Below are 13,032 nucleotides of genomic sequence, written 5' to 3'. Positions count from 1 at the left end.
GGCCAAGCGCCCCGCGCCGTCACCGCCCGCCCGCACCCGCGCGCCCGCGGCACTCATTCTTCCTTGCCCTAAATATCCCGGGGGGCCGCCCCGCAGGGGTGGCGGGGGCAGCGCCCCCTCGACGGGTGACACCCGCCCCCCGCCTCGCCGCCACTCGCCTTGCCCCCCGCCTTGCCCCCGCTCGCCCCGGCCCTTAGAACCGCGGCCTGAAACAGGGAACTGCCATGAGCCAGCCGAACCACCCCCCGCGTCCCGTGGTCCTCTGCATCCTCGACGGCTGGGGCATCTCGGACCGTCCCGAACAGAGCGCCCCGGACCAGGCCGCCACGCCGAACTATGACCGGCTGCGGGCCGAATGCCCGAACGCCACGCTCGTCACCTTCGGCCCCGATGTCGGGCTGCCGCGCGGGCAGATGGGCAACTCCGAGGTCGGGCACACCAACATCGGCGCGGGCCGGGTGGTGGCGATGGACCTGGGCCAGATCGACCTCGCCATCGAGGACGGCAGCTTCTTCGCCAACACCGGCATCGGCGCCTTCGTCGCCCGCCTGCGCGAGACGGGGGGGACGGCGCATCTGATCGGCGTCGTCTCGAACGGCGGCGTGCACGGGCACCTGACCCATATCGCCGCGGCCGCCCGGGCCGTGGCCGAGGCCGGCGTGCCGGTCGTGATCCACGCCGTCACCGACGGGCGCGACGTGCCGCCGCAGTCGGCGCAGGGCTTCATCACCGAGCTGGCCGGCAGCCTGCCCGAGGATGCCCGCATCGGCACCGTGATCGGCCGCTACTACGCCATGGACCGCGACAACCGGTGGGAGCGGGTGGAAAAGGCCTACGCCGCCATCACCCGCGCCGAGGGCCTGCCGGCGCTGACCGCCGATGCCGCCGTCGTCGAAAGCTACGCCCGCGGCGAGACCGACGAGTTCATCCTGCCCCATGTCGTCGCAGGCTACGCCGGGGCGCGGGACGGGGACGGGATCTTCTGCCTCAACTTCCGCGCCGACCGGGCGCGCGAGATCATGGCGGCGCTGGCCCAGCCCGATTTCGCGGCCTTCGACGTGACCGGCCGCCCGGCCTGGGGGGCGGTGCTGGGGATGGTGGATTATTCGGCGCTCCACGACGGCTTCATGACCGCGGCCTACCCCAAGCGGCAGGTGGTCAACACGCTGGGCGCCTGGGTCGCGGCGCAGGGCCTGCGGCAGTTCCGGCTGGCCGAGACCGAGAAATACCCGCACGTCACCTTCTTCCTCAACGGCGGGAAAGAGGCGCCCGAGGCGGGCGAGGACCGCTTCATGCCGCAAAGCCCCAAGGTGGCGACCTACGACCTCGCCCCCGAGATGGCGGCGGCCGAGGTGACCGAGCGGCTCGTCGCCGCCATCGGCGCGGGCTACGACCTGATCGTGGTCAACTTCGCCAACCCCGACATGGTCGGCCACACCGGCAGCCTGCCCGCCGCGATCCGCGCCTGCGAGGCGGTGGACCGGGGCGTGGGCGCCATGCTTTCGGCGCTCGACGCGGTGGGCGGCGCGGCGGTGATCATCGCCGACCACGGCAACTGCGAGACGATGGTGGACCCGGTGACCGGCGGCCCGCACACGGCGCACACGACGAACCCGGTGCCGGTGATCGTCTACGGCGGGCCCGAGGGGGCCACGCTGCGGCAGGGCGGGCGGCTGGCCGACGTGGCGCCGACGGTTCTCGACCTCATGGGCCTGCCGCTGCCGCCCGAGATGACCGGGCAGAGCCTGATCGAAAAGCCGGCCCCGTGACGCGGCACCCCGACACGCCCCTTCGCCTGACTGCCGCCCTCGCGCTCTGCCTTCTCGCGCTGCCCGCGGGGGCGCTGGCGCAGGCGGTGGTGACGGAAGGGGGGCAGAGCGCGGTCACCACGGCCAGCGGCGCCGACGCCGCCGCCCTGCCCGAGGGCGAGACCCCGGCCGAGGCCGCCGCCGCCGAAGCCGCCGCCGCGGCCGATGCGTTGAGGGCCGCCATCGGCACGCTGGACGGGGCGCTGACCGCCGACGATCAGGTGATCGCGCTGGGCCAGGTGATCCGCGCCTACGAGCAGGGGCAGGCCGCGCTCAGGGACAGCCTGCGCCGCGCCAGCCTGCGCGAGCGGCAGGTCCGGGCCGAGTTCGACGCCCGCCGCGACCGGCTGTCGCGCATCCTCGGGGTGATGACCGCGATGCAGCAATCCCCCGAGACGCTGATGCTGCTGCACCCCGCAGGCGCGACGGGCACGGCGCAGTCGGGGATGGTGATTTCGGCCATCACCCCGGCGCTCAGGGCCGAGGCCGACCGGCTCAAGTCCGGCCTCGACGAGATCGCCACCGTCCGCCGGATCGAGCAATCGGCCGCCGACACCCTCGCCCAGGGGCTCGGGCAGGTGCAGGAGGCGCGGCGGCTGCTCGCCTCGGCCGTCACCGACCGCTCGTCGGTCCCGACCCGCTTCGGCGAGGACCCGGCCGAGCTGACGGCGCTGGTCAAGTCGGCCGACACGCTCGACGCCTTTGCCCAGGGCATCACCCAGATGGAACAGGACATCGGCGCCCCGATGGCCGATTTCGAGGCCGCCGAGGGCAGCCTGCCGCTGCCCGCGCTGGGTGAGCTGGCGCGCGGCTACCGCAAGCCCGACGCGCGGGGAATCGAGCGGCCCGGGATCACGCTGACCACCGCCCCCGCGGCGCTGGTCACCGCGCCCTGGCCCGCGACGATCCGCTATCGCGGCCCGCTGCTCGATTACGGCAATGTGATGATCGTCGAGCCAGCGCGCGGCTACCTGTTGGTGCTGGCCGGCATGGCGCAGGTCTTCGGGGCCACCGGCGACGTGGTTGCGGCCGGGGAACCCTTGGGGATCATGGGTGGCAACGAGGGCCCGGCGGCCGAGTTCGGGGCCGGATTCGTCGAGGCCGCGACCGGCACCCATCCGCTGCCGGCGGCGCAATCGCTCTATATCGAGCTGCGGCAGGGCAAGGAAACGCTGGACCCGGCCGAATGGTTCGTGATGAATCCGGTCATAGCGGCGGCCCCGTCCGCCGCCGAGACGACAGCCGAGACGACACCCGACACGCCGCCCGCGGGCGCGCCCGGAACAGAACAGCAGGTCAGGACCACGGAATGAAAAACTATCTCATGGCCGGCATCGGCGGCGCGCTCGCCGGGCTCTTGCTGACCACCACGCTGGCGGGGCCGCTGCTCGCGCAGGACGAGGCCAAGTCGTCCTCGGTCTACGAACAGCTCGACCTGTTCGGCAACGTGTTCGAGCGGGTGCAGCAGGACTACGTCGAAAGCGTGGACGCCAAGACCCTGATCGAGGCGGCGATCAACGGGATGCTGACCTCGCTCGACCCGCATTCCTCGTTCCTCGCCGCCAAGGACTATCAGGACATGCAGGAACAGACCCGCGGCAGCTTCGGCGGCCTCGGGATCGAGGTGGGGCAAGAGGACGGGCTGGTCAAGGTGATCTCGCCCATGGACGGCACGCCCGCGGCCGAAGCTGGCATCAAGCCCGGCGACTTCATCAGCCACGTGAACGGCGAATCGCTGATGGGGATGTCGCTCGACGAGGCGGTCGAGAAGATGCGCGGCCCGATCGGGTCCGAGGTCACGGTGACCATCCTGCGCAAGGACGAGAAAGAGCCCTTCGACGTCAAGATGACGCGCGAGACGATCAAGCTGACCGTGGTCCGCAGCCGGGTCGAGGGCCACGCCGTCGTCCTGCGCGTCGCCACCTTCAACGACGAGACCTATGACACGCTCAAGGCCGAGCTTGAGAAGCAGGTCAAGGCGGCGGGCGGCATCGACAAGGTGACGGGCTTCGTCCTCGATCTGAGGAACAATCCGGGCGGGCTGCTCGACCAGGCGGTGCGGGTGTCGGACGCCTTCCTCGACAAGGGTGAGATCACCTCGACCCGCGGCCGCAACCCCGAGGACAACGAGCGCTGGAACGCCGAGCCGGGCGATCTGGCGCAGGGCAAGCCGATGGTGGCGCTGATCAACGGCGGCTCGGCGAGCGCCTCCGAGATCGTCACGGGCGCGCTGCAGGACCACCGCCGGGCGATCGTCGTCGGCACCAAGTCCTTCGGCAAGGGCTCGGTGCAGACGGTCGTGCCGGTGACCTCGGACAGCGCGATCCGGCTGACCACGGCGCGGTATTACACCCCCTCGGGGCGCTCGATCCAGGCGATGGGGATCAACCCCGACATCATCGTGGAACAGCCCCCCGCCCAGCCCAAGGACGAGGCCGGCGCGGAAGATACGCCGCGCAGCGCCTCGCGCTTCACCACCTCGGAAAGCGACCTGCGGGGCGCGCTGAACAACGACGCCATCAGCGACGAGGAAAAGCGGCAGATCGAGGAGGAGGCCAAGCAGGTCGAGGCCACCGCCAAGCTGCGCGAGGAGGATTACCAACTCGCCTACGCGGTCGACATCCTCAAGGGCCTCGCGGCGGTCGATTTCTCGGCCCGCGACGTGGCCGACGCGGCCAAGCCCGCGGTGACCGGGCAGGACGCGACCTCGAACGCCGCCCGCGAGGGGGCGGCGCCGAGCGGCGAGGGTGATCCGGCCGACGGCGAGCCCGCCGCGACCGACGCCGCCGCCCCCGATGCCGGGACCGATGCAGGAACCGACGCCGGGACGACCCCCGACGCCGCGACCGACGCGGCCCCCGAGGGCGCCACAGACGTCGCGACCGACGGCGCCACGGACACCCCCGACGCGGCCCCGCCGGCCGACGCTCCGGTGGATCGTCCCGCCGACCGTCCCACCGACGCCCCGGCGCCCAAGCCATGACCAAGAGGCAGGAAGGCCCGCTCGGCCCCGCGGGGCTGCCCTATCGCCCCTGCGCGGGGGTGGTGCTGATCAACGAGGCCGGCCGGGTCTTCGCCGGCCACCGCATCGACAACGCCGCCGACGCCTGGCAGATGCCGCAGGGCGGGATCGACAAGGGCGAGGACCCGCACGAGGCCGCCTTGCGCGAGCTGTGGGAAGAGACGGGGATTTCTGCCGATCTCTGCGACGTGGTGGCCGAGACCCCGGACTGGGTGCGCTACGACCTGCCGCCCGAGCTGGTCGGCAAGATCTGGAAGGGCCGCTACGGCGGTCAGTCGCAGAAGTGGTTCCTCGTCCGCTACCGCGGCACCGACGAGCAGGTGAACATCGCCACCGACCACCCCGAGTTCGACGCCTGGCAGTGGATGGCGCCCGAGGAGATCTCGGGCAAGATCGTGCCGTTCAAGCGCGCGGTCTACGACCGCGTGTTCGACGCGTTCCGCGAGCATCTCGCCAAGGGCTGACAGCCCCGGCGGTCAGACTTCTTCCTTGCCGAAATATCCTCGGGGGTGCGGGGGCAGACAGCCCCCGCGCGTGCCCGTTCAGCGGAACGCGAACAGCCCCGCGTCCGGGTCGGGCTTGCCGGCGATCGCGGCCGCCACGATCTGCGCCGCGATCATCGAGAAGGTGATCCCGTTGCCGCCGAACCCCATGACCGAGAACACCCGCTCGTGCCCCGGCACCCGGTCGATGATCGGCAGCCCGTCGGTGGTGTTGCCGAACGGCGCCGACCAGACATAGGCCGGCGTCCCGATCTCGATCCCGGTCAGCGCCCGCAGCTTCTCGGCGATGACCGCGGCCTTGCGGTCCAGCAGCGCGGGGTCGTCGTTGCGGTCCGGGCTGTCCTCGTCCTCGCCGCCGACGATCAGCCGCCCCTGCGGCGTGGTGCGGAAGTAGAGATAGGGGTCCGACGCCTCCCACACGAGGAACTGGTCGAGCCAGGCCGGGTGGGCCACCCGCGGCCGCGAGGCGAGCGCCCAGGTCGAGGTGATCTCGTGGCTCGGGCTCTCCATGCTGGGCAGGAACTCGTAGCCGGTGCAGAAGACCGCATGTGCGGCGGTGATCACGCAGCCGTCGCGGGTGGCGAGCGCCACGCCGCCGGGCAGCTCGGCCATGTCGGTGACCTCGACCCCCTCGGCAATGACCGCGCCGCGGGCGACGGCGGCGGCGAGCAGCCCTGCGGCCAGCTGCGCCGGGTTGGCGCTGGCCGACGCGTCCGAGACGATCGCCGCGGTCCGGTCGATTCCGAACCGCGCGCGCAGCGCGGCCCGCGACAGGTATTCGCAGGCGATTCCCGCCGCATGGCGCGCCTCGGCCTCGGTCTTGAGCCCGCGCCCGCCCATGTCGTCGCCGGCGACATAGAGCGCCCGCTTCGGCTGCATGTCGCAGTCGATCTTGAGCCGCCGGGTCAGCGCAACCAGGTCGCCCACCGCCTGGACCGAGCGCAGCCACGCCCCCTCGGCCCGCGCCCGGCCGGTCTGCCGGATCAGCCGCGACAGCGGCACGTCGATCTCGTGCTGGATCATCGCCGTCGAGGCGGGGGTCGAGCCGCGCACCGCCCGGCGACGGTCGAGCACGAGCACCTTGCGGCCCGCCCGGCTCAGCGCCTCGGCCACCAGCGCGCCGCTGATCCCGGCCCCAACCACCACCGTATCCCACCCCGACCGCGCCGGCATCGGCCCGGCCGGCGGGGTGATGCGCGGGGTGTGCAACCAGAAGCTGTCGCCGGTTCTCAGGTCGTCCTTGCGGGTCTCGGCATCCTTGGTCATCACATCCTCACGCGGGTCGCACCCGCCGGAAAGCCACGCCGCGTCAGGCGGTTCCCGTGACCCGAGGTGAAACATGGACGATCCCGTCGCGCCCTTCGAACTGGGGCGGATGTTCTTCGGGGAACACCCGCCGCTCTATTACGCCGAGATCGTCGTGCGCACCGTCATCATCTATGGCTACACCCTCGCGCTGATCCGCTGGATCGGCGGGCGCTCGGTCGCGCAGCTCTCGATGGTGGATCTGCTGCTGGTCATCGCGCTCGGCTCGGCGGTCGGCGACGCCACCTTCTACGACGACGTGCCGATGCTGCAGGCGATGACCGTGGTCACGGTGATCGTGGGGCTGAACAAGCTGATCGACTCGCTCATCGAGCGGTCCGAGCGGGTCAAGCACCTGATCGACGGCCGCCCGGTCGCGGTGCTGAGCGGCGGGCGGCTGCTGCCCGAAGGCATGGCGCACCGCGACCTGAGCGCGCTCGAGGTCAAGGCGATGCTGCGGATGGCCGGGGTGCAGAACCTGGGCGAGGTCGCGGCGGCCTATCTCGAGGCCGGGGGCGGGCTGTCGGTGGTCCGGCGCGAGCGGCCCGCCCCGGGCCTCGCCATCGTCCCGCCCCTGAACCTGCTGCCGTCGTCCGAGGCCAGCGCCCCCCCGCCCGCCCGGGCGGGAGAGGCCGCCTGCTGCCTCAACTGCGGGGCCATCCACGCCTCCGCGTCCGCCGCCTGCCCGGACTGCGGGTGCAGCCGGTGGACCCGCCCGTCCGACCCGCCCGAAAGCCCCGGTCCCGACGTCAGGCGGTGAAATCGGCGACCCGCGCCCCGGCGGCGCGGCAGAGCGCCGCGGGAGGGTCGGCAAAGACGTGGCGGGGCGTGCCGGGGGCGGCCCAGACGGTGTCGAACTCGGACAGGCGCGGGTCCCAGTAGGCCTCGACCGGGCCGAGGTGCCCGACCGGCGCCACCCCGCCGATGGCAAAGCCCGTCTCGGCCCGGATCAGCGCCGCGTCGGCCTTGCCCAGCCGTTGCCCGGCGACCGCGGACGCCTTGGCCGGATCGACCCGGTTGCCGCCGGCGGTCAGGAACAGCACGACATGGCCCGTGTCCTCGCCGCGGAAGATGATCGACTTGGCGATCTGGTCCACCGCGCAGCCGACCGCGGCCGCGGCCTCCTCGGCGGTGCGGCAGGCGCCGGCCTCGATCACCCGCACGGGCAGCTCGGCTGCCGCCAGCGCCGCCTCGACCCTTGCCAAACTTCGGCTCATGCCCCATCCCCGTTGCCATGACGGCGGGCAACATCGCAGGGGGCGCGGGATGGCACAACAGGTCTACACGCTGCTTGTCGAGGTCGGGCGCAAGGCAGGCGACGGCCTGCCCAAGGGCGCCACGGGCGCTGCGCTGATCTGCTATGCCGCCGGCCGCGACCAGGCCGAGGCGGTGCGCGAGACGGTGGCGATCCTCAAGCAGGCCGACCTCGCGCCGCTCGAGGTGCAGGGGTACGGCAGCCTCGAGGACCGGCTCAAGGGCGGCGACGAGATCCCCGACGAAGAGCGCGCGCTGATGGCCCGGGCGCTGGACGAGAACAGCGTGATCGTCGCCCAGATGGAGCCGCTTTATCCCGAGGATGACACCCCACGGGGATGAGCCGAACCGGCCAGCCGCGGGGCAGGGCGCGCGCGACGGGTTGCCAGCCGCGCGGGCGCGCGGTTAGGATTCGCCCAAGCAAAACCATAACACGGCGAGGGCAGCAGATGGTGATTTCGATGACGCGAGGGGTCGCGCGGGTGGCGGTGTCGGCGGCGCTGGTGGCGGCGCTGGCGTCCTGCGGCGTGCGGGTCGCGCCGGGCAGCGGCGGCGGCGCCCAGACCGTCGCCCCGATCCCCGCGACCGACCCCGGCACCGAGGCCGGTTTCCGCAAGTGGGTCAACGACTTCCGCCCCCGCGCCCTGTCGCAGGGGATCACCCCCGCGACCTATGACCGGGCCATGTCCATCGCCCGCTACAACCCCGAGGTGATCCGGCTGGACCGCAAGCAGGCCGAGTTCTCGCGCCCGGTCTGGCTCTATCTCGACGGCGCGGTCTCGGACGTGCGGGTGGCGACCGGGCGGCAGATGCTGGCCCGCCACGCCGGCACGCTCGCCGCGATCGAGGGCCGCTACGGCGTCCCGCGCGAGATCGTGCTCGCGGTCTGGGGGATGGAGTCGAACTTCGGCTCGAACCGCGGCCGGATGCAGATCATCCCGTCGCTGGCGACGCTCGCCTTCGACGGCCGCCGTGCGGGGATGTTCCAGGAGCAGCTCATCGCGGCGCTCAAGATCATCCAGGCCGGCGACACCGATCCGCAGCACATGCTGGGCTCGTGGGCGGGGGCCATGGGGCACACCCAGTTCATGCCAACCTCGTATCTGAGCTATGCGGTTGATTTCACCGGCGACGGGCGGCGCGACATCTGGTCGGACGACCCGACCGACAGCCTCGCCTCGACCGCGGCCTATCTGGCGCGGAACGGCTGGGTGCGCGGTCAGGCATGGGGGACCGAGGTCGACCTGCCGCAGGGCTTCTCGGCCGTGGGCAAGGGCACCCGGCGGTCGTCGGCCCAGTGGGCGGCGGCGGGCGTGCGGCGCAAGGGCGGCGGCGCGCTGCCGCAGGGCACCGGCTCGATCATCCGCCCTGCGGGTGCGCGCGGGCCTGCGTTCCTGATCCTCGACAACTTCCGGTCGATCCTGCGCTACAACAACTCGGACAGCTACGCGCTGGGGGTGTCCTACCTGGGCGAGGCCATCGCCGGGCGGCAGGGGATCATCGGCGCCTGGCCGCGCTCGGACCGGCCGCTGAGCCAGGCCGAGCGGGTGGAGATCCAGCGCCTGCTGACCGCGCGCGGGTTCTACCGCGACGAGATCGACGGCAAGATCGGCTCGGGCACCATGGAGAGCATCTCGGCCTTCCAGCGCTCGATCGGGGTGCCGCCCGACGGCTATGCGACCTCGATCCTGCTCGGGCAACTGCGCGGGCGGTAAGCTACGGACCGGGGGCCAACCCCCGGAACCCCCGGGGTATGTCAGCCAGAAAGAAGGGCCGCGGCGATGTGCTGCGGCCCTTTAACGTGGCAGTTGGTCTTCTGCGTGGCGGTCAGGCGAGCGCCTGCACCACCCAGATCATGAACAGCGCCCCGACGAGCGCCGCGAGGCCCTGCGCGAGCCAGCTGCCGGCGCGCATGTTGATCCCGGCGAGGCCGAGCAGCCAGTTGCCGACCATGCCGCCGACGATGCCCACGACGATATTGGCGAAGATCCCGGTCCCCGTCCCCATGATGCCCGAGGCGATCCACCCCGCCATCCCGCCGACGATGATCGCGGCCAGCCAACCCAGTCCATGCATGGCAAACTCCTGTCCCTGTGCGCGCTCAAACGCCGGTTGGCGGGCGCGGGTTTCCTGTGGGTCGGAAGGAAAGTGCTGGCGGCAGCGCGCCTTAACCGGATCTCAACGGGTCGGGCGCTATGCCGGGGGCAGTTCATTCAGGGAATCGCCTCATGCCGCTTGATACCACCCAGCAGATGCTGATCGAACAGCGCGTCGCCAATGACGCGAAATCGCCGCTCATCGCCTATCTTCTGCTGCTGTTCGTCGGCGGCTTCGGCGCGCACCGCTTCTATCTGGGACACACGGGGTCCGCGGTGCTCATGCTGGTGCTGTGGCTCGTCGGCTGGGTGACGCTGCCGATCATGGTGGGGATCGTGCCGCTGGTGCTGGTCGGCGTATGGGTGTTCGTCGACCTGTTCCTCGTCCCGGGCATGGTCGCGCGGGACAAGGATCGGGTGCGCCGGCTCATGCGCGGGGAACTCGAGCGGGCCGCCGGTGCCCCCTCGGCCGTGGCCCTGTCGCAGCCCGCCTGACCGGGCGGGCCGGGGCGCCGTGGCCTGCGCGGCCGGTCAGTCGCGCAGCAGCTCGTTGATCGAGGTCTTCGAGCGGGTCTTGGCGTCGACCCGCTTGACGATAACCGCGCAGTAGAGATGCACGCCGTTCTTCGACGGCATCGAGCCCGCGACGACGACCGAGCCCGCGGGCACCTCGCCATACATGACCGCGCCGGTCTCGCGGTCGACGATCTTGGTGGACTGGCCGATGAACACGCCCATCCCGAGGACCGAGCCCTCGCGCACGATCACCCCCTCGACCACCTCCGAGCGCGCGCCGATGAAGCAGTCGTCCTCGATGATCGTCGGCCCCGCCTGCATCGGCTCCAGCACGCCGCCGATGCCGACGCCGCCCGACAGGTGCACGCGCTTGCCGATCTGCGCGCAGCTGCCAACCGTGGCCCAGGTGTCGACCATCGTGCCCTCGTCCACGAACGCGCCGAGGTTGACAAAGCTCGGCATCAGCACCACGCCGCGGGCGATATGGGCCGAGCGGCGCACGACGCAGTTCGGCACCGCGCGGAAGCCCGCCTCGCGCCAGCGGTTCTCGCCCCAGCCGGCGAACTTGTTGTCGACCTTGTCCCACCAGGTGCCGTCCTGCGGACCGCCCGGCTGCAGCTCCATGTCCTTGAGGCGGAAGCCGAGCAGCACGGCCTTTTTCGCCCACTGGTTCACGTGCCAGTCGGCGCCGCGCCTCTCGGCCACGCGCAGCTCGCCCCGGTCGAGCGCCTCGAGCGTCGCCTCGACCGCGTCGCGGTGCGCACCGGTGGTGGCGGGGGAGATGCTGTCGCGCTCCTCCCACGCGGCCTCGATGGCGGCCTCGAGCGCGGCAGAGGCGGGGGCGGCGGCTTGGGCGGGGGGCTGGGTCATCCGTGGGTCATCCTCGGGCTGGGGGTCGGGTGGAAATCATGCCCGTTCGGCTATAAGCCGGGCAGGACCGGCCGCGCAACGCCGCGCGGCCGCAGGATGAGGTTGAGATGACGCCTGCCGACGACGACCGCGCCAACGTGTTCCGCCACAGCGAGGAGGACGCGGTGATCGCGGCACAGGACCCCGATACGCCGCAGACCCGCGCCCCGGCCTATCGCCTCGCCTTCACCGACACCGAGTTCCTGCTGCGCGAAGAGCTGCGCCCGGTGCGGCTGCAGCTCGAGCTGCTCAAGCCGCAGCTGGTGATGGACGAGCGCGGCATCAAATCCACCGTGGTGATGTTCGGCGGCGCCCGCATCCCCGCGCCCGAGGACGCCGGGCGGGCCCGCACCCCGACGCTGGCCGGGCTGTCGCATTACTACGCCGAGGCCGAGCGCTTCGCCCGCCTCATCACCGAGCGCAGCATGGCAAGCTACGGCCGCGACTGGGTGATCTGCACCGGCGGCGGCCCCGGGGTGATGGAGGCCGGCAACAAGGGCGCCCACGAGGCCGGCGGGCAGTCGATCGGACTGGGGATCGTGCTGCCCCACGAGCAGGCGCCGAACCTGTATGTGACCCCGGATCTGTCCTTCAACTTCCACTACTTCGCCATCCGCAAGATGCATTTCCTGATGCGGGCGCGAGCCATCACGGTGTTCCCCGGCGGCTTCGGGACGCTCGACGAGATGTTCGAGACGCTGACGCTGATCCAGACGAAGCGGATGAAGCGGGTACCCTTCCTGATGTTCGGGCGGTCGTTCTGGGACAGCATCATCAACTGGGAGGCGCTGGCCGAATCGGGGACGATCAGCCCCGAGGACCTGGCGCTGATGACCTTCGTCGAGACCGCCGACGAGGCGATCGCGGCGATCGACGCCTTCCGCAGCGACGACTGCGACTGACGCGCGGGCGGGGGTTGGGGCGGCGGGAGGAAGGGTCCGCTGGTCGTGCCGGGTAGGTCGATGCGCCCAGAGGGGCCGCGTTTCGGGGTTGGGCCGTTAGACCCATTTCGTCGTGCGGCTGACTCGACGTCGTGCCCGAACGCGGAGTGTCCAACTCCGGTCCTGAAAAGCCGTCTGCCAGTGGCAGTTGCAAAGGGCGTCGCGCCCAGCAGGTGCACGGGCCGCGTAGCGGGAGGCCGTGCCGCGGCGCGCGGTGCGTTGGACGTGCGCTGGTCGCGGTCAGCGGCCGGAGCCCCGTCAGGGGTGAACTAATCTTTCCGCGCGGACTCCTGTGAGCTGCTCAGGGTTTCCAAGCAGGGAGCGACCTTGGGAGTCTTAGGAACAGAGTAGCCTCGCGACGAAGTCGGCTCGGGCAAACCTGACAGCGAGTTCGGCCGACCGATGCCCGTCCCCCGTTCCCCGACCGCCCGCGTCCCGCTTCTTTCCTGCCCAAATATCCCGGGGGGTCCGGGGGGCTGGCCCCCCGGTGGTGCGCCGACCCTGCCGCTGTATCGCTCAAACCGGCACGTCAGAAGGGCATCCATCAGGAAGAGGCCCTCCCCACCAACAGCCCCACCCATCCCAACCCATCCCCACAATCTCTTTCCAACTTGAAACTTAAAGCTTGAAATACATCCGTCCGCGCCGCAGTGATCACCTCACTTCGGCGATGTGGGG

General features: G+C 71.5%; 12 protein-coding genes and 1 pseudogene. 9 read left to right on the top strand and 4 right to left on the bottom strand.

What is annotated here, in order from left to right:
- Positions 1 to 224: 224 nt before the first annotated feature.
- The 4 genes and pseudogenes from gpmI (at position 225) to BLW17_RS09140 (ending at position 5,294) form a co-directional block, all read left to right on the top strand.
- Positions 225 to 1,769, top strand: a complete 1,545-nt coding sequence (gpmI, locus tag BLW17_RS09155; RefSeq protein WP_036736279.1) for a 2,3-bisphosphoglycerate-independent phosphoglycerate mutase — start codon at positions 225 to 227, stop codon at positions 1,767 to 1,769.
- Positions 1,766 to 3,121 (top strand): murein hydrolase activator EnvC family protein, encoded by a 1,356-nt coding sequence (locus BLW17_RS09150; RefSeq protein WP_074826463.1) that lies wholly within the window; start codon positions 1,766 to 1,768, stop codon positions 3,119 to 3,121. Before gpmI ends, BLW17_RS09150 begins: the two co-directional genes overlap by 4 nt.
- Positions 3,118 to 4,455: pseudogene (locus tag BLW17_RS09145) on the top strand (S41 family peptidase); the annotation flags it as partial. The gene BLW17_RS09150 and the pseudogene BLW17_RS09145, both read left to right, overlap by 4 nt.
- 332 nt (positions 4,456 to 4,787) lie before the next feature.
- Positions 4,788 to 5,294, top strand: coding sequence for an RNA pyrophosphohydrolase (locus tag BLW17_RS09140; protein WP_036736282.1), 507 nt, complete (start codon positions 4,788 to 4,790; stop codon positions 5,292 to 5,294).
- Positions 5,295 to 5,372: 78 nt separating this feature from the next.
- On the opposite strand, the gene BLW17_RS09135 is transcribed toward BLW17_RS09140, so the two are convergent.
- Positions 5,373 to 6,599 (bottom strand): NAD(P)/FAD-dependent oxidoreductase, encoded by a 1,227-nt coding sequence (locus BLW17_RS09135; RefSeq protein ID WP_036736283.1) that lies wholly within the window; start codon positions 6,597 to 6,599, stop codon positions 5,373 to 5,375.
- A 73-nt stretch (positions 6,600 to 6,672) separates the two neighbouring features.
- Here BLW17_RS09135 and BLW17_RS09130 point away from each other — a divergent pair, with 73 nt between their 5' ends.
- Complete coding sequence (locus BLW17_RS09130; RefSeq protein ID WP_074826459.1) at positions 6,673 to 7,398, top strand: DUF421 domain-containing protein; 726 nt, start codon at positions 6,673 to 6,675, stop codon at positions 7,396 to 7,398.
- On the opposite strand, the gene BLW17_RS09125 is transcribed toward BLW17_RS09130, so the two are convergent.
- Positions 7,388 to 7,855, bottom strand: a complete 468-nt coding sequence (locus tag BLW17_RS09125; RefSeq protein WP_036736729.1) for a YbaK/EbsC family protein — start codon at positions 7,853 to 7,855, stop codon at positions 7,388 to 7,390. The two genes, BLW17_RS09130 and BLW17_RS09125, sit on opposite strands and share 11 nt — an antisense overlap.
- 49 nt (positions 7,856 to 7,904) lie before the next feature.
- Here BLW17_RS09125 and BLW17_RS09120 point away from each other — a divergent pair, with 49 nt between their 5' ends.
- Positions 7,905 to 8,234, top strand: a complete 330-nt coding sequence (locus BLW17_RS09120; protein ID WP_036704183.1) for a hypothetical protein — start codon at positions 7,905 to 7,907, stop codon at positions 8,232 to 8,234.
- A gap of 107 nt (positions 8,235 to 8,341) precedes the next feature.
- Positions 8,342 to 9,607: a lytic murein transglycosylase gene (locus BLW17_RS09115; protein ID WP_244507317.1), complete on the top strand. Its 1,266-nt coding sequence runs from the start codon at positions 8,342 to 8,344 to the stop codon at positions 9,605 to 9,607.
- A 112-nt stretch (positions 9,608 to 9,719) separates the two neighbouring features.
- Here BLW17_RS09115 and BLW17_RS09110 read toward each other — a convergent pair whose 3' ends face one another.
- On the bottom strand, positions 9,720 to 9,968 hold the full coding sequence (locus BLW17_RS09110) for a GlsB/YeaQ/YmgE family stress response membrane protein (protein WP_036736727.1): 249 nt from the start codon (positions 9,966 to 9,968) through the stop codon (positions 9,720 to 9,722).
- Positions 9,969 to 10,120: 152 nt separating this feature from the next.
- Here BLW17_RS09110 and BLW17_RS09105 point away from each other — a divergent pair, with 152 nt between their 5' ends.
- Positions 10,121 to 10,483, top strand: a complete 363-nt coding sequence (locus BLW17_RS09105) for a TM2 domain-containing protein (RefSeq protein ID WP_036736724.1) — start codon at positions 10,121 to 10,123, stop codon at positions 10,481 to 10,483.
- Between the two features lie 36 nt (positions 10,484 to 10,519).
- On the opposite strand, the gene dapD is transcribed toward BLW17_RS09105, so the two are convergent.
- Positions 10,520 to 11,374: a 2,3,4,5-tetrahydropyridine-2,6-dicarboxylate N-succinyltransferase gene (gene dapD, locus BLW17_RS09100; RefSeq protein WP_074826456.1), complete on the bottom strand. Its 855-nt coding sequence runs from the start codon at positions 11,372 to 11,374 to the stop codon at positions 10,520 to 10,522.
- 107 nt (positions 11,375 to 11,481) lie between these two features.
- Here dapD and BLW17_RS09095 point away from each other — a divergent pair, with 107 nt between their 5' ends.
- Positions 11,482 to 12,315, top strand: a complete 834-nt coding sequence (locus tag BLW17_RS09095) for an LOG family protein (protein WP_036734236.1) — start codon at positions 11,482 to 11,484, stop codon at positions 12,313 to 12,315.
- Positions 12,316 to 13,032 lie beyond the last annotated feature (717 nt).

It is taken from the genome of Paracoccus sanguinis, assembly GCF_900106665.1.
Lineage (GTDB): Bacteria > Pseudomonadota > Alphaproteobacteria > Rhodobacterales > Rhodobacteraceae > Paracoccus > Paracoccus panacisoli.
The sequence above is the reverse complement of the archived record's forward strand: the minus strand, read 5'-3'. Positions and strand labels throughout refer to the sequence as shown.

Excerpts from the sequence above, each read along its gene's own strand:
- gpmI (WP_036736279.1), top strand. The coding sequence starts at position 225 with ATGAGCCAGCCGAACCACCCCCCGCGTCCCGTGGTCCTCTGCATCCTC.
- BLW17_RS09140 (WP_036736282.1), top strand. The coding sequence starts at position 4,788 with ATGACCAAGAGGCAGGAAGGCCCGCTCGGCCCCGCGGGGCTGCCCTAT.
- BLW17_RS09135 (WP_036736283.1), bottom strand. The coding sequence starts at position 6,599 with ATGACCAAGGATGCCGAGACCCGCAAGGACGACCTGAGAACCGGCGAC.
- BLW17_RS09130 (WP_074826459.1), top strand. The coding sequence starts at position 6,673 with ATGGACGATCCCGTCGCGCCCTTCGAACTGGGGCGGATGTTCTTCGGG.
- BLW17_RS09125 (WP_036736729.1), bottom strand. The coding sequence starts at position 7,855 with ATGAGCCGAAGTTTGGCAAGGGTCGAGGCGGCGCTGGCGGCAGCCGAG.
- BLW17_RS09120 (WP_036704183.1), top strand. The coding sequence starts at position 7,905 with ATGGCACAACAGGTCTACACGCTGCTTGTCGAGGTCGGGCGCAAGGCA.
- BLW17_RS09115 (WP_244507317.1), top strand. The coding sequence starts at position 8,342 with ATGGTGATTTCGATGACGCGAGGGGTCGCGCGGGTGGCGGTGTCGGCG.
- BLW17_RS09110 (WP_036736727.1), bottom strand. The coding sequence starts at position 9,968 with ATGCATGGACTGGGTTGGCTGGCCGCGATCATCGTCGGCGGGATGGCG.
- BLW17_RS09105 (WP_036736724.1), top strand. The coding sequence starts at position 10,121 with ATGCCGCTTGATACCACCCAGCAGATGCTGATCGAACAGCGCGTCGCC.
- dapD (WP_074826456.1), bottom strand. The coding sequence starts at position 11,374 with ATGACCCAGCCCCCCGCCCAAGCCGCCGCCCCCGCCTCTGCCGCGCTC.
- BLW17_RS09095 (WP_036734236.1), top strand. The coding sequence starts at position 11,482 with ATGACGCCTGCCGACGACGACCGCGCCAACGTGTTCCGCCACAGCGAG.